General features: G+C 71.0%; 20 protein-coding genes and 1 tRNA gene. 10 read left to right on the forward strand and 11 right to left on the reverse strand.

What is annotated here, in order from left to right:
• Position 1: 1 nt before the first annotated feature.
• From KZC50_RS09295 to KZC50_RS09305, 3 genes are read right to left on the reverse strand one after another with little or no spacing between them, the layout of a single operon-like run.
• Positions 2-1,435 (reverse strand): amidohydrolase family protein, encoded by a 1,434-nt coding sequence (locus KZC50_RS09295; RefSeq protein ID WP_310891461.1) that lies wholly within the window; start codon positions 1,433-1,435, stop codon positions 2-4.
• Positions 1,436-1,478: 43 nt separating this feature from the next.
• Positions 1,479-2,366, reverse strand: a complete 888-nt coding sequence (locus KZC50_RS09300) for an NAD(P)-dependent oxidoreductase (RefSeq protein WP_310891462.1) — start codon at positions 2,364-2,366, stop codon at positions 1,479-1,481.
• Positions 2,363-3,745 (reverse strand): M24 family metallopeptidase, encoded by a 1,383-nt coding sequence (locus tag KZC50_RS09305; protein ID WP_310891463.1) that lies wholly within the window; start codon positions 3,743-3,745, stop codon positions 2,363-2,365. Before KZC50_RS09305 ends, KZC50_RS09300 begins: the two co-directional genes overlap by 4 nt.
• Positions 3,746-3,857: 112 nt before the next feature.
• Between KZC50_RS09305 and KZC50_RS09310 the strand changes: the two genes are divergently transcribed.
• Together KZC50_RS09310 and KZC50_RS09315 are read left to right on the forward strand one after the other, a co-directional pair.
• On the forward strand, positions 3,858-4,565 hold the full coding sequence (locus KZC50_RS09310) for an SDR family NAD(P)-dependent oxidoreductase (RefSeq protein ID WP_310891464.1): 708 nt from the start codon (positions 3,858-3,860) through the stop codon (positions 4,563-4,565).
• An 86-nt stretch (positions 4,566-4,651) separates the two neighbouring features.
• Positions 4,652-5,350, forward strand: a complete 699-nt coding sequence (locus tag KZC50_RS09315) for a helix-turn-helix domain-containing protein (protein ID WP_310891465.1) — start codon at positions 4,652-4,654, stop codon at positions 5,348-5,350.
• A gap of 21 nt (positions 5,351-5,371) precedes the next feature.
• Here KZC50_RS09315 and KZC50_RS09320 read toward each other — a convergent pair whose 3' ends face one another.
• Entirely contained in the window at positions 5,372-6,457 is a 1,086-nt protein-coding gene (locus KZC50_RS09320) for a zinc-dependent alcohol dehydrogenase (protein WP_310891556.1), read from the reverse strand.
• Between the two features lie 5 nt (positions 6,458-6,462).
• Complete coding sequence (locus KZC50_RS09325; protein ID WP_310891466.1) at positions 6,463-6,774, reverse strand: Dabb family protein; 312 nt, start codon at positions 6,772-6,774, stop codon at positions 6,463-6,465.
• A gap of 160 nt (positions 6,775-6,934) precedes the next feature.
• Between KZC50_RS09325 and KZC50_RS09330 the strand changes: the two genes are divergently transcribed.
• Positions 6,935-7,972 carry a ketopantoate reductase family protein gene (locus KZC50_RS09330; RefSeq protein WP_310891467.1) on the forward strand — a complete coding sequence of 346 codons (1,038 nt, stop codon included), beginning with the start codon at positions 6,935-6,937 and terminating at the stop codon, positions 7,970-7,972.
• Here the strand turns inward: KZC50_RS09330 and KZC50_RS09335 are convergent.
• Together KZC50_RS09335 and KZC50_RS09340 are read right to left on the reverse strand one after the other, a co-directional pair.
• The gene (locus tag KZC50_RS09335; RefSeq protein WP_310891468.1) at positions 7,957-8,649 is read right to left on the reverse strand and encodes a GntR family transcriptional regulator; all 693 of its coding nucleotides are present in this window, start codon (positions 8,647-8,649) and stop codon (positions 7,957-7,959) included. The genes KZC50_RS09330 and KZC50_RS09335 overlap by 16 nt on opposite strands.
• Positions 8,646-9,170: a VOC family protein gene (locus tag KZC50_RS09340; protein WP_310891469.1), complete on the reverse strand. Its 525-nt coding sequence runs from the start codon at positions 9,168-9,170 to the stop codon at positions 8,646-8,648. The genes KZC50_RS09335 and KZC50_RS09340 overlap by 4 nt, the downstream gene beginning before the upstream one ends.
• A 131-nt stretch (positions 9,171-9,301) precedes the next feature.
• Between KZC50_RS09340 and KZC50_RS09345 the strand changes: the two genes are divergently transcribed.
• The 3 genes from KZC50_RS09345 to KZC50_RS09355 all read left to right on the forward strand — a co-directional run bounded on the left by KZC50_RS09345 (position 9,302) and on the right by KZC50_RS09355 (position 13,450).
• Positions 9,302-11,515 (forward strand): alpha-ketoacid dehydrogenase subunit alpha/beta, encoded by a 2,214-nt coding sequence (locus KZC50_RS09345; RefSeq protein WP_375294577.1) that lies wholly within the window; start codon positions 9,302-9,304, stop codon positions 11,513-11,515.
• Positions 11,512-12,735, forward strand: a complete 1,224-nt coding sequence (locus tag KZC50_RS09350) for a dihydrolipoamide acetyltransferase family protein (protein ID WP_310891470.1) — start codon at positions 11,512-11,514, stop codon at positions 12,733-12,735. The genes KZC50_RS09345 and KZC50_RS09350 overlap by 4 nt, the downstream gene beginning before the upstream one ends.
• Before the next feature lie 73 nt (positions 12,736-12,808).
• Entirely contained in the window at positions 12,809-13,450 is a 642-nt protein-coding gene (locus KZC50_RS09355) for an NAD(P)-dependent oxidoreductase (protein ID WP_301135019.1), read from the forward strand.
• 24 nt (positions 13,451-13,474) lie between these two features.
• Here KZC50_RS09355 and KZC50_RS09360 read toward each other — a convergent pair whose 3' ends face one another.
• Positions 13,475-14,779, reverse strand: coding sequence for a DUF4032 domain-containing protein (locus tag KZC50_RS09360; protein ID WP_053547910.1), 1,305 nt, complete (start codon positions 14,777-14,779; stop codon positions 13,475-13,477).
• Between the two features lie 80 nt (positions 14,780-14,859).
• Positions 14,860-15,966, reverse strand: coding sequence for an ABC transporter ATP-binding protein (locus KZC50_RS09365; protein ID WP_301135018.1), 1,107 nt, complete (start codon positions 15,964-15,966; stop codon positions 14,860-14,862).
• Between the two features lie 250 nt (positions 15,967-16,216).
• Between KZC50_RS09365 and KZC50_RS09370 the strand changes: the two genes are divergently transcribed.
• The 3 genes from KZC50_RS09370 (at position 16,217) to KZC50_RS09380 (ending at position 18,274) form a co-directional block, all read left to right on the forward strand.
• Positions 16,217-17,191 carry a DsbA family protein gene (locus tag KZC50_RS09370; RefSeq protein WP_301135017.1) on the forward strand — a complete coding sequence of 325 codons (975 nt, stop codon included), beginning with the start codon at positions 16,217-16,219 and terminating at the stop codon, positions 17,189-17,191.
• A 39-nt stretch (positions 17,192-17,230) separates the two neighbouring features.
• Positions 17,231-17,303 (forward strand) — tRNA-Thr (locus KZC50_RS09375).
• A gap of 14 nt (positions 17,304-17,317) precedes the next feature.
• Complete coding sequence (locus KZC50_RS09380; protein WP_310891471.1) at positions 17,318-18,274, forward strand: DMT family transporter; 957 nt, start codon at positions 17,318-17,320, stop codon at positions 18,272-18,274.
• 3 nt (positions 18,275-18,277) lie between these two features.
• Here the strand turns inward: KZC50_RS09380 and KZC50_RS09385 are convergent, their stop codons facing one another.
• The gene (locus KZC50_RS09385) at positions 18,278-18,820 is read right to left on the reverse strand and encodes a nitroreductase family protein (RefSeq protein ID WP_310891472.1); all 543 of its coding nucleotides are present in this window, start codon (positions 18,818-18,820) and stop codon (positions 18,278-18,280) included.
• Complete coding sequence (gene msrB / locus KZC50_RS09390; protein ID WP_053547914.1) at positions 18,817-19,224, reverse strand: peptide-methionine (R)-S-oxide reductase MsrB; 408 nt, start codon at positions 19,222-19,224, stop codon at positions 18,817-18,819. The genes KZC50_RS09385 and msrB overlap by 4 nt, the downstream gene beginning before the upstream one ends.
• A gap of 114 nt (positions 19,225-19,338) precedes the next feature.
• On the opposite strand from msrB, the gene KZC50_RS09395 reads away from it, so the two are divergent.
• A complete protein-coding gene (locus tag KZC50_RS09395) occupies positions 19,339-20,373 on the forward strand; it encodes a DUF2332 domain-containing protein (RefSeq protein WP_310891473.1) in 1,035 nt (344 codons plus the stop codon).
• Positions 20,374-20,381 lie beyond the last annotated feature (8 nt).

Consider the following 20,381-nt stretch of genomic DNA (forward strand, 5'->3'; position numbering starts at 1 on the left):
GTCACTCGCCCTTCTTGTACTGGTAGGGGTTGTAGAGCACCTCGAACTCGGGGATCTCGGGGTGCTGACCTGCGATCCAGTCGTCGCCCACTTCGCGCTCGAGGTAGGACACCGTGTCTTCGAGCTTCGTCTTGACGCCGGCGAGGTCACCCGCGACGAGGCGTGCCTCGCTCTTGACGATCTCGCCTCCCACGAGGACCGTGTGGACGTCTCCGCGCTGGGCCTGGTAGACGATCTGCCCCCACGGGTTGATCAGCGGTGCCCAGGTGGCCGAGTGCTCGTTCTTCAGGAGCACCACGTCGCCGAGCTTGCCCTTCTCGAGCGACCCGATCAGGTGGTCCTTGCCGATCGCCTTTGCGCCTCCGCGGGTGGCCATCTCCACCACCTCCTCGGCGCGGAGCTTCACGTGGGTGACGGTCTCCGCGGGCTCCTTGAGGTGGGCGAGGTAGTGCTCGAGCGCCCGATCGGCGTTGACGGTCGCCCGCATCGCCGAGAACAGGTCGGCGCTGAACCAGACGCTCGTGTCGACCGACAGGGAGGCGGGGATGCCGTACCGACGCAGTTGGTGGACGGGAGGGTAGCCCTGCCCGCACGTGTCCTCCGACTCGGTCGCGAGCGAGACGTTCCCGCCGGTCGCGGCGATCTTCTGGTACGACTCGGCGGAGAGGGATGCCGCGTGGACGTAGGTGTACCCCTCTTTCATCACCCCCGCGGCGTAAGCGTTCTTGATCCCCCAGTCGTTCGTGGCGCCCCAGACCCCGGCATGGGTGGTGACCGGAAGGCCCAGTTCCTCGGCGACGCGGTAGGCGGCGAGTTCGGGGAACTGCTCGTCCTGATTCGGCACGTCGAAGGCGATCTGCGTGCCGAACATGCGCGAGTCGTCGCGGGAGCGGACGAGGAGATCCTGGATCGCCGGGTCGGCGGTCCACTCCCATGGGCTCTGCGCGAGGTTCCCGTAGGCGAGGACGAAGCGTCCCGGGGAGGTGGCGAGGGCCTCGTACGCGGCTTCGCCGTGGTCGAGGGTCCGCAGCCCGTGCGACCAGTCGACGCTCGTGGTCACGCCGGACTCGACCGCATCGAGCGCGGAGATGAGGTTGCCGGCGGCGACGTCCTCGGGGCGGAACTTCGCTCCGTGCTGCAGGTAGTACCAGACGAAGTACTGGGTGAGGGTCCAGTCGGCACCGTAGGCGCGCATGGCGGTCTGCCACATGTGCCGGTGCGTGTCGACCATGCCGGGCATGATGATGCCGCCGGTGGCGTCGATCTCGAACGTGCCGTCGGGCACGGAGAGGTCGACCCCGACGTCGGCGATGGTGCCGTCGACGACCAGGACGTCACCGCGCGGCAGGACGGTGTGCGCATCGTCCATCGTCAGGACGATGCCGCCGCGCAGGACGACGGGCTGACCTCGGGCAGGCAGCGGGGTTTCGGACATGAACGCTCATCCTCCTTGATTCGCGATGGGTGGGGTGTGGGGGTCAGGAATGCTCCGGGGCGAGGGGCAGGTCGCGGCGCGTGACCTCCGCGATGGCCGACCAGTCGAGGTCGGCCAGCTCCGGGTCGGCCAGCGCGGTGTCGAAGACGCGCACCAGGACGGCAAGGGTCGGCGGGTGCACGTCCACTGCGGCCGCGACGGCCGCGGCGAGCTCGAGGTCCTTCCGCCCGAGCGCGATGTGAAATCCGGGCGGGTCGTAGGCGCCGGTGGCGATGATGGACCCGTACCCGGTGTAGACCACGCCGCCGAAGAGGGTCTGCGACAGCAGGGTGGTGAACAGCTCCGGATCCACCCCCCAGCGCTCGGTCATGGCGACGGACTCGCCGATGGCCTGCATCGCATGGATGATGTTGTAATTCACCGCGGCCTTGACCGCGTGCGCGACGGCGGCCCGCTCCGAGAGACGCCAGACCCGCACCCCCAGGATGTCGAGGAGCGGGACGACCGCGTCGACGGCGGCGGCCGGTCCCGCCGTCATGATGTTCAGCTTCCCGGCGGCGGCGGCGGCGGGACGCCCGAGTACGGGTGCGGCGACGTAGGTCCCCCCGGCATCGGCGACGCGCTGGGCGAGGGCGGCGCTCAGGTCGGGGGAGATGGACGCGGTCATGACGAGCGTCCGGCCGCGCGTCGCCGCGAGGTTCGCGTCGTCGATGACGGCATCCACCGCTCGGTCGTCGGCGAGCATGCAGATCGCGACATCCGCGGACAGCGCCTCGGCGGCGCTGCCGGCCGCGCTACCGCCGCGGGCGAGGAGCGGCTCGACAGCGGACGCGGATCGGTTCCACAGGATGACGTCGCGACCGGCATCGATGAGGCGCCCGGCCATCGCCGAGCCCATCGCGCCGAGCCCCAGGAAGCCGACCGTGCTCACTCTTCGCCCCGCCCCCACGTGGTGTTGCGGTGCGACTGCGCGTCCCGGTTGACGTTGAGGGGGCCGTCCACGGTGTAGTAGCGGCGCCCGGCGACGATGAGCTCCTCCGCCGGGAACTTGGTGATGACCTCGCATCCGTCGGCAGTCACGACGACCTCCTCCTCGATGCGCGCCGCGCCCCAGCCGTCGGAGGAGGGCCAGTAGGTCTCGAGGGCGAACACCATCCCCTCTTCGAGGACCTCGGGGTGATCGAAGGAGGTCAGGCGGGAGAAGATGGGCTTCTCCCAGATGGACAGGCCCACGCCGTGGCCGTACTGCAGGGCGAACGCGGCCATCTCGTCCGGGAAGCCGAACTCCTCGGCGCGCGGCCACACTGCGGCGATGTCGGCCGTCGTCGCTCCGGGACGGACGAGGGCGATCGCCCGGTCCATGTACTCGCGGGCGCGGGTGTACGCGTCCCGCTGCGCGGTGCTCGCCGATCCGACCGCGAAGGTCCGGTAGTAGCACGTGCGGTAGCCGTTGAAGCTGTGCAGGATGTCGAAGAACGCCGGGTCTCCGGGGCGGATGAGGCGGTCGCTGAAGACGTGGGGGTGCGGCGAGCAGCGTTCACCGGAGATCGCGTTGACCCCCTCGACGTATTCGGATCCGAGGTCGTAGAGGGTCTTGGCGACGACCCCGACCGCCTCGTTCTCGCGGACGCCGGGGCGCAGGAACCGGTGGAGCTCCTCGTAGGCGGCGTCGACCATGCTCGCCGCCTGGGTGAGCAGCCGGATCTCGTCGCCGGTCTTGATCCGGCGCGCCTCCATGAACACCTGCTGGCCGTCGACGACCTCGATGCCCTCCCGCTGCAGGGCGATGAGCACGGGCATCTCCACGACGTCCACCCCGAGGGGCTCGCCGGCGAGTCCGAACTTCTCGAGTTCGCGTTTGATCTTCCGGGCGACGTCGCCGGCGAGGTCGGCGTCGGGCGGGAAGGCGCCTCGCAGCGTGGAGATCCCCGCGCGCGCCCCGCTCTCCAGACGCGGACGCTTGGCGCCCTCGTGGGGGGAGTGCGGGTCGGCGTCGGCTTCGGCGGTGGTGACGTCGAGCCAGGGGTTGTAGAGAGCGTGGTGCTTGGCGGCCGACCCGAAGTCCCAGACGATCGGGTCGGTCTTGCGCGTGAGGAGGGCGAAGCGGATCAGCTTGTCCATCGCCCACGTGCCGATGTGCGTGCCGCTCATGTAGCGGATGTTGGAGAAGTCGAAGGCGAGCACGGCACCCAGGTGGGACCGGTCGAGCTCCGCGTGCAACCGCGCCAAGCGCTCGTCGCGGAGGCGCTCGAAATCAACGCGCGCTTCCCAATCGACCGCGGTGGTCCCCGTGGTTCCGGTGTTCTTCATCGAATCCTCCTCACGCTCCGGGGGCTTGACGTGTCAGCGCCCGTCGGGTTGACTCCAGTAAAGCTGTACTGGACACTTCTGTCCAGCCCTACTTGTTTCTCGAGGAGGAGAAGTGAGCGCACGCACCATCGTCATCGTCGGCGGGACCTCGGGCATCGGCCTGGAGCTCGCGCGGGACTGCATCGCCCGTGGGGAGCGGGTCGTGCTCACCGGTCGGGATGCCGAGCGCGCCCGCGCGATCGCGGCGGAACTGGGAGAAGCCGCGACCGGTATCGCGCTGGACATCTCCGAACCGCACGGCGTGGCCGCGAGCCTCGCGGAGGTCGGACCCGTGCACGGGCTGGTCCTCGCGGCCATCGAGAGGGACGCGAACACGGTGCGCGACTACGACATCGATCGCGCGGTGCGGCTCGTGACCTTGAAGCTCGTCGGGTACACCGCCGTCATCCGCGCCCTCCTCGACCGGATGGAGGACTCCGTCGACACCGGCATCGTGCTCTTCGGGGGGCGCGCGAAGGATCTGCCGTACCCCGGATCGACGACGGTGTCGACGATCAACGGCGGCGTGACCGGATTGGTGAACACGCTCGCGCTGGAGCTGGCTCCCATCCGCGTGAACGCCGTGCATCCGGGCATCATCGGCGACAGTCCGTTCTGGGCGACCAAGCCCGCGGGGGTGCTCGAGCAGTATGAGCGGCACACCCCCGGCGGTGAACTGGCGACGATGGCGGATGTCGTCGGCGCGACGCAGTTCCTCCTGCGCAACCGCGGCGTCTCGGCGGTGAACCTCCCCGTCGACCGCGGGACCGTGCTGCTGTAGGCGCCGTGCCTCCCGGGGGAGCGTGAAGTGCTGCTCTACAATGACGGGATCCGCGCCGACCGGCCGCGGCGAGAAGGCGAGGCATCGTGAGCGACAGTCTCGGAGCGCGCCTGCGCGAGGTGCGGACGGCGCGCGGGCTGAGCCTGCGTTCGGTGGCGCAGGCTCTCGGGGTGTCCGCATCGCTCCTGTCCCAGGTCGAGATCGGGCGCACGCAGCCTTCTGTCTCCACGCTGTTCGCCCTCGCGGCGCACCTCGGCGTCTCCCTCGACGACCTCGTCGGCCAGGGGGGAGCGGCCGTCGACGCATCGGATGCCGCGTCCCCGCCGCCCGCGTCCCCCCGCCCCGCCGCGACCACCGTGCAGCGCTCGCACGACTACCCCGTCATCGAGATGGAGAACGGCGTCCGGTGGGAGAAGCTCGCCGCGACGGCCGACGGACCGGCGGACGCGCTCCTGGTGACGTATCAGCCCGGCGCGAGCAGTTCGATCGAGGGCAAGCTCATGCGCCACGCCGGCGTGGAGTACGCCTACCTTCTCGAGGGCGAGCTGACCCTGCAGCTGGAGTTCGACACGTTCACCCTCGGCGCCGGCGACTCGCTCAGCTTCGACTCGATGCGCCCGCACATGTTCTCCAACGTCTCCGACCGCCCGGCGAAGGGCGTGTGGTTCGTCTTCGGGCGGCGCGCGCACAACCTCGCCGCGCCGACGGCGCCCGGGATCCTCGTGGAGCCCGCGGTCCCCGCGTCGGCCGTCGACGTCCTCCGGGCGATGGAGCGGATGGACTGACGCCCGGGCGCCGCCGCCGCGTCAGTCCATCGCGGAGCGCGCAGCGGCATCCGTCGCGGGGCCGTGCTCCGCGGGACGACGGACGGACGACCACGGGTCGATGAGGGTCTTGATCTGCGTGCGGCCGCCCTCGAGCAGCGGCCGGAGCGCGCCGTCGACGAGGTCGTCGAGCGGCAGGACGGTCGCGGCGACGTCCGACCAGTCCTCGCGTGCGGCGAGCAGTCGCACCGCCTCGGGGATATCGGTGCCGTAGACGTGGGCGACCGTGCCGACGATCGTGTATTCGCGCAGCGTCCAGGAGCCGAGGGGGAGAGCCGGCTCTCCGCGTTGGATGCCGACCGGGACGATCGTCGATCCGGGGGTGGCGGCATCGAGGATCGACGCGAGGCCGGTGGCTGAGCCGGAGACCTCGAAGAACACCTCCGGGTCGAATCCCCGCTCGGCGAGGACGTCCGCAAGGCGAGCGGATCCCGCCACCATCGCTTCGGCCGCGCCGAGCGCGAGGGCGAGCTCGAGCCGGGCGGGGGTGGTGTCCACGACCAGCACCCGTGCGCCGGTCGCCGCCGCGGCGTGCGCGATGAACGCGCCGATGCCGCCGATGCCCACCACCACGGCATCCTGTCCCGCACGCAGCCCGCTGCGGCGCACGGCGTGCACCGCGATCGCCATGGGCTGCGCGAGGCCGAGGGTGTCGGCGGAGAGCGCAGTCGAGCCGACGTCGAAGACGACGGACGTGGGCGCGACGACGAACTCGGCGAGACCGCCGTCGAGGCCGAAGCCGAGGGTGAGGTATGACCGGCAGAGGTTCGTCCGTCCGGTCCGGCAGGGGCGGCACGTTCCGCACGACACCCCGGCGCCACAGACGACCGGCGTCCCGGGAGTCAGCCCGGAGACGCCGGGCCCGACCTCTTCGACGGTGCCGGAGAACTCGTGTCCGAGGATCACCGGCGGGCGCGCGAGAACCCGTCCGCGTCCGAACTCGGTCGCATCCGAACCGCAGACCCCGCAGACGCCGACCCGGATGAGCACCTCGCCCGTGGACGGCGTCGGCCGGGGGACCTCCTCGACGCGGAGGTCCCCGACATCGTGGAGGACCGCGGCCCTCATGGTGCTCACCGCAGCGTGCCGTCGGTGAGCGGAAGCTGCGCGGCGGCGCGCTCGGTGATCATGTCCGAGAGGTGCGCGGAGTACACCGCGAGGTGGGCGGGGTGGTCGAGGTACGTGTCGAGATCCTCGGGGCGGGCGACGATCGCGGCGACCGCGTAGTCCATGCCGCCGGGGCGCAGGTGCAGATTCGGACCGGCGACATAGGACAGCAGCGCGGGGATGCCGGCGGCCATGTCGTGGAGTGCCGCGGTGAGGCGTTCCACGTCCGCGTCGGTCACGCCTTCGCGGAACCGGAATGAGACGAGATGGAGGATCATGGCGGGCCTGCTCTCTTCGTCGCCATCGACGAAAGTGTCCAGTCACGGTTTACATGCGTCAGCGTAGCTCGCGTATTGTGACGGAATCAAGCGACGCGTGTACATCCTTGCTGTATCGTGCAGGGAGTCGCACACGTTCACCTCGAGGAAGAGGGAGCTCATGTCCCCCCGCATCGCGATCCTCGGCGCCGGAGCGAACGGCGCGTCCCTCGGCGCGGACCTCATCGCCGCAGGACTCGACGTCACTCTCATCGAGCAGTGGCCGGCGCACGTGGAGGCCATGCGCGCGGACGGCCTGCGCGTGGTCTCGCCCGACGGCGACCTGCACGTCCGCCCTCACGTCCTCCACCTGTGCGAGGTCGCCGAGCTCCGCCGGCCGTTCGACGTGGTCCTGATGCTGATGAAGGCGTACGACACGCCCTGGGCGGCGCGCCTGATCGAGCCGTACCTCGCCGGCACCGGCATCCTCGTCGGCGTCCAGAACGGGATGACCGCGCCTGAGATCGCCGACGTCGTGGGCGCCGAGCGCACCCTGGGGTGCGTCATCGAATGCTCGGCGACGATGACCGAGCCCGGCGTCATCCATCGGCACACCGGGGTGAGCCGATCCTGGTTCGCGCTCGGGGCCCTTCGCGGCGGCCCCACCGACCGGGTGGAGGAGGTGCGGCGGATCCTCGCGCACGCCGGCACCGTGGCGGTCACGACGAAGATCGCCGCGGCGAAGTGGATGAAGCTGGTGAGCAACTGCACCCTTCTCGTGCCGTCGGCGCTCCTCGGGCTCCCGATGCTCGATGCCCTCCACGTCCCCGGCTTCCGGCGCGTGATGGTGGCGGCGGGGGAGGAGGCGCTCGCCGTCGGAGAAGCACTCGGACACGAGACGCTGCCGATCTTCGGTCTCGACGAGGACGACCTGCGCGACCCGCGCGGTGTCGTGGAGGTCATGACGGATCGCCTGTTCTCGGGCTTCGTCGTTCCGGGGGCGACGACGACCGTGCTGCAGGACTGGACGAAGGGCCGGCGCAGCGAGGTCGACGACCTCAACGGCGAGGTGGTTACCCACGGCGTGCTGTGCGGCATCCCGACTCCGGTCAATGCCGCCGTCGTGCGCCTCGCCCTGGACGTCGAGCAGGGGCGGCGGATGCCGGCGCCGGACCTCGTCGACGAGATGCTCGCCGCCGTCGATCAGGGCGCGCGCTGATCGACCGCGGCGTCGAAGATCTCCGGGGTCCGCGCGAGATGGCGCCGTGTCCGGCGGATGTGGCCGGCGAGGATCCGCTCCGCCTCGGCGGTGTCGCCGTCGCGCAGTGAGGCGATCATGAGGTGGTGCTCCTCGTGGGCGATGCGGCGCGCATCGGCCGACCAGGATGACACGTACGCCCGCCGGTAGGGGGCGGTGGAGTTCCACAGGCGCCCGACGAGGTCCCCCAGCTGCGCGGTGCGCGCGCCGGCGTAGCTCGCGAGGTGGAACGCGGTGTCCAGGGTGAGGAAGGCGTCGGTGTCCTCGCCCGTCGCCGTGATCTGCTCGGCGAGGGCGTGCAGCTCGTCGATGTCGCCCGGGGCGAGATGCGGCGCCGAGTACCGGAGGAGCAGGGGCTCGAGCCGCTCGCGCATGCGGTAGATCTCCTCGCACTCGGCCAGGGTGAGGCGCACGACCCAGGCCCCGGCGTTGGGGACCACGGTGACGAGACCCTCGTACTCCAGCTGCCGGATCGCCTCCCGCACGGGCACCCGGCTCGCTCCGTACTGCGCGGCGAGGTCCTCCTGGCGGATGCGGGCGCCGGGAGGGTGGATGCCGGAGATGATGCCGGCGCGCACGCCGTCGGCGATCCGGATGCCGGCGTCACCGTCGCGTGTGCGCGTCGCCGCGTCGCTCATTCGGCGGGCCGGGCCGGGTGCCAGAGCAGCGGACCGCCGTCGCGTTCGTACGCCTTGCCGTCGGGGAAGCTGACGAGCTCGAACTGCATGCCCCAGGGGCTGCGGAAGTAGATCCAGCGCTGCCCGGCGGACGCGCCCGTGCTGGTGACCGGCGTGCCCATGATCTCGACGTCGTGCGCGCGCAGGTGCGCCACGGCGGCATCCATGTCGTCGACGTAGAGGGCGAGGTGATGTCCACCGATGTCGCTGTTGCGGGGCGGCGGTGCCTGACCGTCGGCACTGTCGTAGGCGAACAGCTCGACGTTCGTGCCGTGACCGAGGCGGAAGAAGCGGATCTCCCGGATCTCCGTGCGCGGATGGACGCCGAGCTGTACGCGCATCCACTCGTCCTCGGCGCGCTTGGGGCCGAGGGTGTAGATGCGCTCGGCGCCGAGGACGTCCACGAAGAACGCCTCGGCCTCGTCGAGGTCGGGGACCGTGAATCCGATGTGGTCCGCACCTCGCATCCCGGGAATGCCCATCGCGACCTCCGTGTGCTCGATGGCTGAATTGTATCCAGGAGAACCGCGCCGTCGCCAGGTGCTCCGGTGATATCGCGGCCGATGGTTGCGATTGGATGCAATCAGGCGTACCGTTCGATCACACCACCCGCATGCGCATCGATGGAGACGACATGCCCGAGCACCACCCCCTGCACACCGGCGTCCCGTGGACAGAGCTCCGCACCACGCCCGAGGACTGGGCGGCCGCCGATCCGGCGCTGCTTGCGACCATGCTCGGTCAGCTGCATCTCATCCGGGCCTTCGAGGAGTCCGTCCTCGACCTCGCGGCGCAGGGACTCGTCCACGGACCGGCGCACTCGAGCATCGGGCAGGAGGGCGGCGCGGTCGGCTCGATCGTGGGGCTCCGGTCGACCGATGCCGTGAACGGCTCGCATCGCGGGCACCACCAGTTCCTCGCAAAGGCGATCGTCCATGTCTCCGGTGGCGCGCTGGACCTCGATGCCCTGGTGTCACCGACGCTGCAGGCGCTCCTGCAGCGCACGCTCGCCGAGATCCTCGGGCTCGCGCAGGGCTTCTCCGGCGGACGCGGCGGGTCGATGCACCTGCAGTGGCTCGAGGCGGGGGCTCTCGGCACCAACGCAATCGTCGGCGGCGGAGCCCCGATCGCCACGGGGAACGCCTGGGCGCAGAAACACGCGGGCACCACCGACGTGTCGATCAACTACCTCGGCGACGGCGCCGCGCAGATCGGGTCGATCCTGGAATCGATGAACCTCGCCGCAGTGTGGAAGCTGCCGGTGATGTACTTCATCGAGAACAATCTGTACGCGGTGTCCACCCACGCCGACGAGGCGAGCGCCGATCCGCGCTTCTCCGTCCGCGGCCAGGGCTTCGCGATCCCGTCGTGGCGCGTGGACGGGATGGATCCCCTCGCGGTCCACCTCGCCTGCGAGGAGGCCTTCGTCCGCATGCGGGCCGGGGAGGGCCCGGCGATCGTCGAAGCCGAGGTCTACCGGTACTTCCACCAGAACGGCCCCTACCCGGGGAGCGCGTTCGGCTACCGCTCCAAGCAGGAGGAGGCGTCCTGGCGGGCGCGCGACCCGATCGAGCGCGTCGCATCCGAGATGATCCGGCGCGGGCTCCTCACCGAGGACTCCGCGCGGGCGGTGCGGGAGCAGGCCCTGGCGGCGATGGCCGATGCCGTGGCAGCACTCGTGGAGGAGGACCCCGACAACGCCGGACGGAACCGCATCCGTCCCGCCCTCTGGCCCGACCCCGGTCACGTGGATCGGGGGATCCGCGGAGACGGCGCGGAGCTCGACGACCGCGACCTCCGCGAGCCCGACCCGAGCGAGGGCGAGTGGCGCGAGACGAGATTCGTCGACGCGGTCGCGGCGGTCATGGACCGGCGGATGTCCGAGGACCCGCGCATCATCGTGCTGGGGGAGGACGTCCACCGACTCAACGGCGGCACGAACGGAGCGACCAAGGGTCTCGCGAAGGCCTACGGACCCGACCGGGTGATCGGCACGCCGATCAGCGAGAACGCGTTCTTCGGACTCGCCGGCGGCATCGCCCTGGACGGTCGGTTCCGTCCTGTTGTCGAGTTCATGTACCCCGACTTCCTCTGGGTCGCCGCCGACCAGGTGTTCAACCAGGTGGGGAAGGCCCGTCACATGTTCGGCGACAACAACACCCTGCCGCTGGTCCTGCGGACGAAGGTCGCGATGGGATCGGGGTACGGATCGCAGCATCTGATGGACCCGGCGGGGATCTTCGCCACCAGCCCCGGATGGCGGATCGTCGCGGCCTCCTCCGCCGCGGACTACGTCGGCCTGATGAATGCCGCGCTCGCTCTCGAGGACCCGGTCCTGGTCATCGAGCACGTCGATCTGTACGGCACGACCGACCGTGTCCCCGTCGGCGACCTCGACTACGTGATTCCGCCCGGCTCCGCCGCCGTCCGACGATCCGGGGCCGACGTCACAGTGCTGACGTACCTGTCGATGGTCGGGCACGCCCTGGAGGCGGTCGAGCAGACCGGCGTCGATGCCGAGGTGATCGACCTGCGCTGGCTCGACCGTGCATCGCTCGACTGGGACACCGTCGGGGAGAGCATCCGCAAGACCAACAACGTCCTCATCGTCGAGCAGGGGGCCAGGGGCACCTCGTACGGCGCGTGGCTCGCGGACGAGCTCCAGCGACGCTTCTTCGACTGGCTCGACCAGCCGATCGAGCGGGTCACCGGCGGTGAGGCGAGCCCGAGCATCTCGAAAGTCCTCGAACGCGCCGCGATCGCGCGGACCGAGGAGGTCGTGGCCGGGCTCGAACGGGTGCGCGAGGGCTGGGGAGGACGACCGTGAGCATCACCGTGCGGATGCCGGCGCTCGCCGCGGGGGCCACGGAGGCCGCCGTGCAGACCTGGCTCGTCGCCGTGGGGGACACCGTCGACGCCGGGCAGCCGATCGTCGAGATCGAGACGGAGAAGGCGATCGTCGAGTACGAAGCCGAGGAGGCGGGGACCGTCGCCGCGCTCCTGGTCGAACCCGGGGCATCCGTCGCCGTCGGCGATCCGATCGCCGTGCTCGCAGGCAGGGGGGAATCGCCCGAGGCGGCGGCTCCGCCCTCCGCCCAGACCACGTCGGTCGATTCCGCGACGCCGGCCCCGGCGCGTCTGTTCGCGAGCCCGCTGGTGCGGCGTCTCGCGCGGGAACGCGGCGTCGATCTCGGCGCGGTCCGCGGATCGGGTCCGCACGGACGGATAGTGCGGCGCGACCTCGACGCCCTCGGCGCAGCGGCACCGTCGACGGAGCGGGTGCCGTCCTCGCAGGACACCCCGGAGTCCGCGCCGTCGACGCCGGAGGTGGCACCCGCGCCGGATGCGGCGCCCCTGCCGGGGGCGGGCTTCCGGGACGAGGCGCACACGCCGATGCGCCGGGCGATCGCGCGGCGGCTGACGGAGAGCGTCACCACCGTGCCCCACTTCTTCCTCACCGCGGACTGCCGCGTCGACGAGCTGATCGATCTCCGTCGACGCATCAACACCCGCACCGCGGTGAAGGTGTCGGTCAACGACATCGTGCTGAAGGCGGTGGCGGCGGCGATGACGGATGTCGTCGAGGCCAACGCGATCTGGACCACGGACGCGATCCGGCGCTTCGACGCCGTCGACATCGGCGTGGCCGTCTCGATTCCGGGCGGACTCGTCACCCCCGTCCTCCGCGACGTGCAGTCCAAACCGCTCGGTGCGATCGCCGCCGAGGTCCGAGACCTCGCGGAGCGCGCCCGCGCGGGGCGCCTGAAGCAGCAGGAGCTCGAGGGCGGGTCGTTCGCGGTGTCGAACCTCGGCATGTACGGCACGAAGGAGTTCTCGGCGATCATCAACCCCCCGCACGCCGGGATCCTGGCCGTCGGGGCGGCATCCGCGCGTCCGGTCGTGTCGGCGGAGGGGAACCTTGAGGTCGCCACCGTGATGACGGTCACCCTGTCGGCCGACCACCGGGCGATGGACGGCGCCCTCGCCGCGCAGTGGCTCGCGGCGTTCGTCGCGCACGTGGAGAACCCGCTCGGTCTGCTCGTGTGAGGGAATGCCGACCCGAGCGCGGCGGTTTCACGACGCGATCCCTCTGAAGATCCTTCAGGAAAGGACCTCTCCCATGGCACGCATCGCCGTCATCGGTGGCACCGGATACGCCGGGAGCCACATCGTGGCCGAAGCCGTCTCGCGCGGACACACCGTCGTCTCCGTGGCGCGCTCCGTCCCCGCCGAGCGCATCGAGGGGGCCACGTACGTCGAGGGCACCATCCTCGACGTGCCGGGTCTCGTGACGGAGCTGGAGGGTGTCGACGTCGTGGTGTCGACCGTCGCCGCGCGCGGTGACATGCTGGGCAACGTCCGGCAGAACATCGCCGCCCTGGTCGACCGCCTCCCCGGCACCGTCCGGATCGGCGTGATCGGTGGGGCGGGCGGCAGCCTCATCGCCCCCGGCGGCGAGCGGCTCATCGATCAGCCGTCCTTCACCGAGGAGTACAAGCCCGAGGCGCTCGAGGCCATCGGCATCCTCGAGGACCTGCAGGCGGACGACCGCGGCCACGACTGGTTCTACGTCCACCCCGCGGGCGGATTCGGCGCCTGGAATCCTGGCGAGCGCACCGGGAGCTACCGCGACGGCGGTGACGTCCTGGTGACGGATGCCGACGGTGAGTCCTTCATCTCCGGCGCCGACCTCGCCGTGGCCGTCGTCGACGAGATCGAGAACCCGCGCCACTCCCGGGAACGGTTCACGGTCGGGTACTGACGCGCCTCAGCCCAGGCCCGGAGGTCAGACGAGGTCGCGCCAGTCGATGTCGTCGTCCTCGTCGACCACCGGGACGGCGGAGGTGACGACGGGGAGGGACATCGTCTCTGTCGAGGGGCCCATGAGGGTCGCCTCGTCGCGCCGGTGGCGCAGCACGTCGTCGATGTAGCTCGTCAGCACCTCGGCCAGCGGGACGGAGCGCCCGCGGGTCTGGGACATGTACCAGCGATGCTCGAGCACCTGGTGGAAGACCTCGGCGGGCTCGAGCTTGGCGCGCAGATCGAATGGGATCGCCAGCACCACCGGCTCGAACACGCGGGTCAGCCACTCGTGCGCGGCCATCTCCTCGTCGGCGCCGAGGCGCGAGATGCGGGCTCGGAATTCGTCCAGGTCGTTCAGCAGGCGCCGTGCCTGGTTCTCCTCGACGTCGAGGCCCGTCAGGCGCAGCAGGCGCCGTTGGTGGTGTCCGGCGTCGACGACCTTGGGCTGGATCGACACCCGCGTGCCGTCCGGCGTGGTGGTGATCGACATCTCGCCGATGTCGAAGCCGATGGAGTTGAGCTTCTGGACGCGCTCGGTGAGGCGCCACGCCTCGTCCGAGCCGAAGGTCTCGGTGTCGGTGAGGGCGGCCCACAGCGAGTGGTACGACGACATGATGCCGTCGGCGATCGCCACGGCGTCGACGCCGCCCTCGAGCCGCCCACCCGCCTCGAGGTCCATGATCTCGCCGGCGATGTTCGTGCGCGCGACGTCGAGGTCGTGCGCACGCTGGCCGTCGGTCAGACCCGTTTCGTGGAGTTCGCCGGTCTCGGCGTCGACGAGGTAGGCCGCGAAGGCGCCCGCGTCGCGGCGGAAGAGGGTGTTCGACAGGGACACGTCACCCCAGAAGAACCCGACGTTGTGCAGGCGGACGAGGAGGACGGCGAGGGCGTCGACGAGGCGCGTCGCGGTGTCGGGGCGCAGAATCTGGGTGAACAGGGCGCGATAGGGGAGCGAGAACTTCAGGTGCGCCGTCACCAGCGCCGCCGGGAGCGGAGTGCCGTCGGCATCCGTTCGCCCGGCGATCACGGCGACGCGCTCCACGCACGGAGCGTCGAGTCGGGAGAGATTGCCGAGCATGTCGTACTCGCGGCGGGCCATCTCCTCGGTCGTCTCCTTGATCGCCACGACGCGACCGGAGAGATTGGCGAAGCGCACGAGGTGACGCGAGAGGCCCTTGGGGAGGAAGACGATGTGGTGCGAGGGCCAGTCCGCGAGCGGCGTCGACCAGGGGAGGGCGAGCAGACCCGGATCCACGGAGCTCGCGGTGATGCGCAGTGCGTCGGACATCGGACTCCCGGGTGGCGAGGCGGGCGGAAACGGCTGCGGCGCGGAGGGCCGGTGAGACCCTCCGCGCCGCAGTGACGATGTTAGTTGCCCGAGATCACCGGAGCGTCGTTGAGGCGCTCGCCGGTCTCCATGTCGAACGCGTGGACGTGACCGGCGGTCGCCGCGAGGGTGACCGTGTCGCCGGCGTTCGGGTGGCGACGGCCGTCGACGCGCGCGACGATGTCGGTGCGCTTGCCGTTGATGTCGGTGTGGCCGTAGAGGTAGCCGTCCGCGCCGAGTTCCTCGACGAGGTCGACGGTGACCGAGAGGCCCTTGCCGTCGGCGGGGCCGACGACGATGTCCTCGGGGCGGACACCGACGGTGACCTCGCTGCCGTGGGCACGGCCCACGGTGTCGCGGTCGAGCGGCACGACCTCCGAGCCGAACATGACGCCACCATCGGCGAGGCTCGACGGGAACAGGTTCATCGCGGGCGAGCCGATGAAGCCGGCGACGAAGACGTTGTTCGGGCGCTCGTACAGGTCGCGCGGGCTGCCGACCTGCTGCAGGATGCCGTCCTTGAGCACCGCGATGCGGTCGCCCATGGTGAGGGCCTCGGTCTGGTCGTGGGTGACGTAGACGGTGGTGACGCCCAGGCGGCGCTGGAGGGAGGCGATCTGCGTACGCGTCTGGACACGGAGCTTGGCGTCGAGGTTCGACAGCGGCTCGTCCATGAGGAAGACCTGGGGCTGACGCACGATCGCGCGACCCATTGCCACGCGCTGACGCTGACCACCCGAGAGGGCCTTCGGCTTGCGGGTGAGGTACTGCTCGAGGTCGAGGAGCTTGGCGGCCTCGAGGACGCGGGTCGCGCGCTCCTCCTTGTTGACACCGGCGATCTTCAGGGCGAAGCCCATGTTCTCGGCCACGGTCATGTGCGGGTACAGCGCGTAGTTCTGGAAGACCATCGCGATGTCGCGGTCCTTCGGGGGCACGTCGGTGACGTCGCGGTCACCGATGAGGATGCGGCCCGAGTTGACCTCTTCGAGGCCGGCGAGCATGCGCAGCGACGTCGACTTTCCGCAGCCGGAGGGGCCGACCAGGACGAGGAACTCGCCGTCGCCCACCTCGAGGTTGAGCTTGTCGACGGCGGCGCGGGTGCCTCCGGGGTACAGACGGGTTGCGTTGTCGAATGTGACGGACGCCATTGTTCTCTTCTCCTTCACCGGCAGGTACGTGCCGGACGATCCGTAGTGATGGAATGAGCGGGTGTGACCCGCGCGCCCTTCGTCGGACGCTTCGCTCAGTATGCCACGGACCGCTCGAGGGGCGGTACGGCGGACATGGATGGGGTGTCTGGTCATTTCCCAGACTGGATCGTTAGCATCTTCCTCGGCCGCGAAACGCCCCCGTTCGCCGCCTGCCGGATGCCCGGCCACACGTCTTGCGAGAGGTTCCATGTCGAGCGACGAAACCCCGAACGCTCCTGCGCCCCGCGACCGCCGAGATGCGGTGCGCGAGAAGGCCCAGCAGGTGCGGGTCCGCCAATCCCGTGCGCGCATCGCGCGCTCGGTGGCTCTGGCGTCGGTGGTCGTCGCGGTCGTGGCCGCCGGCGCGGTCGGTGTGACGTACGCGGTGTCCTCGTCGGCATCCAAGCCGCTCCTCAGCCCGGAGAACGTCTCCGGAGACGGCTTCACGGTCTCGGCCGTCGCCGGAGTGAGCATGGTGGCCGAGGATGCCGGAGTCGCCGACGCCCTCGCCGGTGAGGCGACCGCATCTCCGACCCCGGAGGCGGAGGAGACCGCCGAGCCGACGCCGGAGCCCACGGCGCGTCCGGCCGTCGACATCCGCGTGTACGTCGACTACCTCTCCACCGGATCGCGCGAGTTCCAGCTCGCCAACGTCCAGCAGCTGTCGCAGTGGGTGGACGAGGGTGCGGCCGAGCTCACCTACTACCCGGTCGCCATGCTCACGGCGAAGTCCAACGGCACCAAGTACTCCCTGCGCGCGGCCGGTGCGGCCGCGTGCGTCGCGACCCACTCGCCCGACGCCCTCTTCGCCTTCAACCACGCGTTGCTGAGCGATCAGCCGAACGTCGACGAGGACGGCTACACCGACACCGAGATCGCCGACATCGCCCAGGCATCCGGGGTCGAGAGCCCCGCGGTGGTCCGCGAGTGCATCGAGGAGCAGGCGTTCGTCTCGTGGGCGAACTCCGCCACCGAGCGCGCGCTGAAGGGCCTGCCCGACACCGACGGCGTCGCGCTGACCGGAACCCCCACGATCCTCGTCAACGGCACGCCCTACGTCGGCGCCCTCACCGACCCGAAGGAGTTCTCGCAGTTCGTTCTCACGGTCGCGAGCGACACCTACTACCGCGAGGCGGCGACGCCGAGCCCCACCCCGACGCCGACGAGCACGCCGACGCCCTGACGCGGACCGCTCCGCGGGCGCCGGTACACTGGGCGTTCTGCCGACGTGGCGCAATTGGTAGCGCACCCGACTTGTAATCGGGCGGTTACGGGTTCAAGTCCCGTCGTCGGCTCGATGACCGCACGGATGCCGGACCCGGCTGTGTCACGGTTCGCCGGCACCCTCGCCCTCGGCGGCGCCGTGCTCGTGGGCGTTCTCACCGCCCTCCAGGCGCGGGTCAACGGACAGCTCGGCGTCCGGTTCGAGGACGGATTCGTCGCCGCCGCAGTGTCGTTCTCCTCCGGACTCGTCCTCGTCGTCGCGGTGTGCCTGCTGCTTCCCGCCGGCCGTGCGGGACTCCGCCGCCTCGGCGCCGCGGTGCGGGCGCACGCGGTCCCGTGGTGGATGTTCGCCGGCGGTGCGGCCGGCGCCTTCTCGGTCGCGACCCAGGGGCTCACCGTCGGCATCATCGGGGTGGCCCTGTACACGGTCGGTTCGGTGGCCGGAGGGACGGTCGCCGGTCTCGTCCTCGACCGCGTCGGCTACGCGCCGGGCGGGGTGATGGCCGTGACGGTGCCGCGCCTGATCGGCGGCGCGCTCGCGGTGGGCGCGGTGGCGCTGGCGCTGACCGGGCCGGCGCTGCGCGGCATCCCCTGGTGGATGCCGGTGCTGCCGTTCTTCGTCGGCGCGGGGATCGCGTGGCAACAGGCGACGAACGGCCGGCTGCGCCAGCGGATCGACTCGGCGCTGGTGGCGACGCTGGTGAACTTCGCCGGGGGCACCCTGCTGCTCCTCGTCGTCGCCGGCGTCCACGTCGCCCTCAGCGGCCCGCCCGCACCGGCGCCGACGGAGGTGTGGGTCTACGTCGGTGGCGCGCTCGGGGTCGCCTACATCTTCCTGTCGGCGGCGATCGTCCAGAGGACGGGGGTCCTGCTGCTGGGCCTCGGCGTCGTGGTCGGCCAGCTCGTGTCGTCGCTGCTGATCGACCTGGTGTGGCCGGCGCCGGGAACCCCGGGAACAGCCGAAGGGGCCGTCATGATCGCGCTCGCGCTCGCCTCGGTGGCGGTGGCGACGGCGCGACCGCGGCGTCGACGTCGGCGCTGACGATCAGCGGGCGCCCGGCATCCGACCGACGAAGGCCGTGGGGTCGATGGTCTTCCGGTGGGACGACCGTGCCTTCTCGGGCTTCCCGCCCACGTACAGCCAACCGAGGAGCACCTCGTTCTTGCGCAGCCCATGGGCCTTGGCCACCTTCTTCGACCGGGTGTGCTCGCCGGTGCGCCAGAAGACGCCCCACCCGGCGTCGTCCAGCAGCAGGCTCAGCAGGTGGGCGACGCCGGACGCGACGGCCTCCTGCTCCCACCGCGGCACCTTGCTCTTGCGGTAGGCGGCGACGACGGCGATCACGAGCGGGGCGCGCATCGCCTTGGACGAGACGCCCTTCTTCCCGTCGGCCTTGTTCAGCGCGCGCCCCAGGATCGCCCGATCCTCGCCGCGCATCTCGACGAGCCGCCACGGGCGGAGGGACGAGTGATCGGCGACCCGTCCCGCGGCGGTGACGAGGTCGAGCAGCTCCGCGGGGTCGGGAGCGGCGTCGGTGACCTTGGAGCAGGAGCGCCGCGCGAGCGCCGCCTCGCGGACTCCGGTCATGCGGAGGGTTCGGGCGTGAAGTTCAGCGAGATCGAGTTCATGCAGTAGCGGTCACCGGTCGGCGTCCCGAATCCGTCGGGGAAGACGTGGCCGAGGTGCGATCCGCACGCGGCGCAGCGGACCTCGGTGCGCACCATCCCGTGGCTGTTGTCCTCGATCAGCTCGACCGCCTCGGGGCGGATCGACTCGTAGAAGCTCGGCCATCCGCAGTGGGAGTCGAACTTGGTGCCGCTCTTGAACAGTTCGGCGTTGCACGCCGCACAGGTGTAGAGCCCGGCGCGGCTCTCATCGAGGAGCTCTCCGGTCCACGGGCGCTCGGTGCCCGCTTCGCGCAGCACGGCGTACTGCTCGGGGGTCAGTTCGGCGCGCCACTGGTCGTCGTTCTTGTCTACGGCGTAGCTCATGGATCCTCCGTGCCTCCTTCGCGGCGCAGGGCGCGGCCGCGATCGTTCCTATTCAACCGTGCCCCGGGGGCGCGTGTTCCCGTGTGACTGGACGTCCGCCGGGAGAATGGGCGCATGGATGCCGAGCCCGTCGACGCTGCGCCCGCGGAGATCGCGGCCGTGCAGGAGCGATACGGGCGGTTCGCCCGCGACGAGGCGCCCGCGCGGTCGGCGCTGTACGCCGCGTGGGCGTCGGGAGTGGCCGAAGACCAGGGCATCGCCGGCATCCTCGCCCGCATCCCCGCCGTCCGTCGGCAGCCGCCCCTCGTGTTCGCGGTCTCCCGGCTTCTCGGTGCTCCGCTCGCGGGCTTCGCCGCGTGGGCGGGGTGGGTCCGAGCCCACACGGACGCCCTCGTCGAGGAGACCGGCCGGAGGACCCTGCAGACCAACGAGCCCCTCCGGTGCGCGGCGCTCCTCCCCGCCCTGGCGCTCATCGGGGGTCCCGTGGCGCTTCTCGAGCTCGGCGCGAGTGCGGGTCTCTGCCTGTATCCCGACCGCTACTCCTACCGGTACGACCGGGACGGTGAGACGATCGCCCTCGACCCCGCCGGGGGTGCCTCGCGCGTCGTCCTGCGCTCGGAGCTGGCAGGAGACCCCAGGCTCCGGATGCCGCGCGTCGGCTGGCGCGGAGGCATCGACCTCGCCCCGCGCGATGCGGCCGACCCGGAGGATCGCCGCTTCCTCGAGACGCTCGTGTGGCCGGGGGAGGAGGGCCGGGCCGCCCGCATCCGTGCGGCGCTGGACATCGCCCGCGACGACCCTCCGACCCTGCTGCGCGGCGACGCGTCGGATCCGGCGGTCCTCGCCCGCGCGGTATCCCTGGTGCCCGAGGAGCTGACGCTCGTGGTGACCACTCCGGGCGTCCTCCCGCACGTGCCGCGCGCCGGACGGGAGCGCATCGTCGAGACCCTCTCGCGCGGCGAGATCGCCGGGCGGCCGCTGCGCTGGATCACGATCGATCCGCGCGAGCTCCACGGCGCGTGGCGAGGGCCGGTGTCGGCCGAGGCGGATGGATTCGTCCTCGCCCTCGACGCGGAACCGCTCGCGACGGTCGATCCGCTCGGCGCACGCGTGGTGTGGCACCGCGGTTCCGGAGCGCCCCGGGGTTAGCGTGAGGG

This window comes from Microbacterium aurantiacum (genome assembly GCF_031625015.1).
GTDB lineage: Bacteria > Actinomycetota > Actinomycetes > Actinomycetales > Microbacteriaceae > Microbacterium > Microbacterium aurantiacum.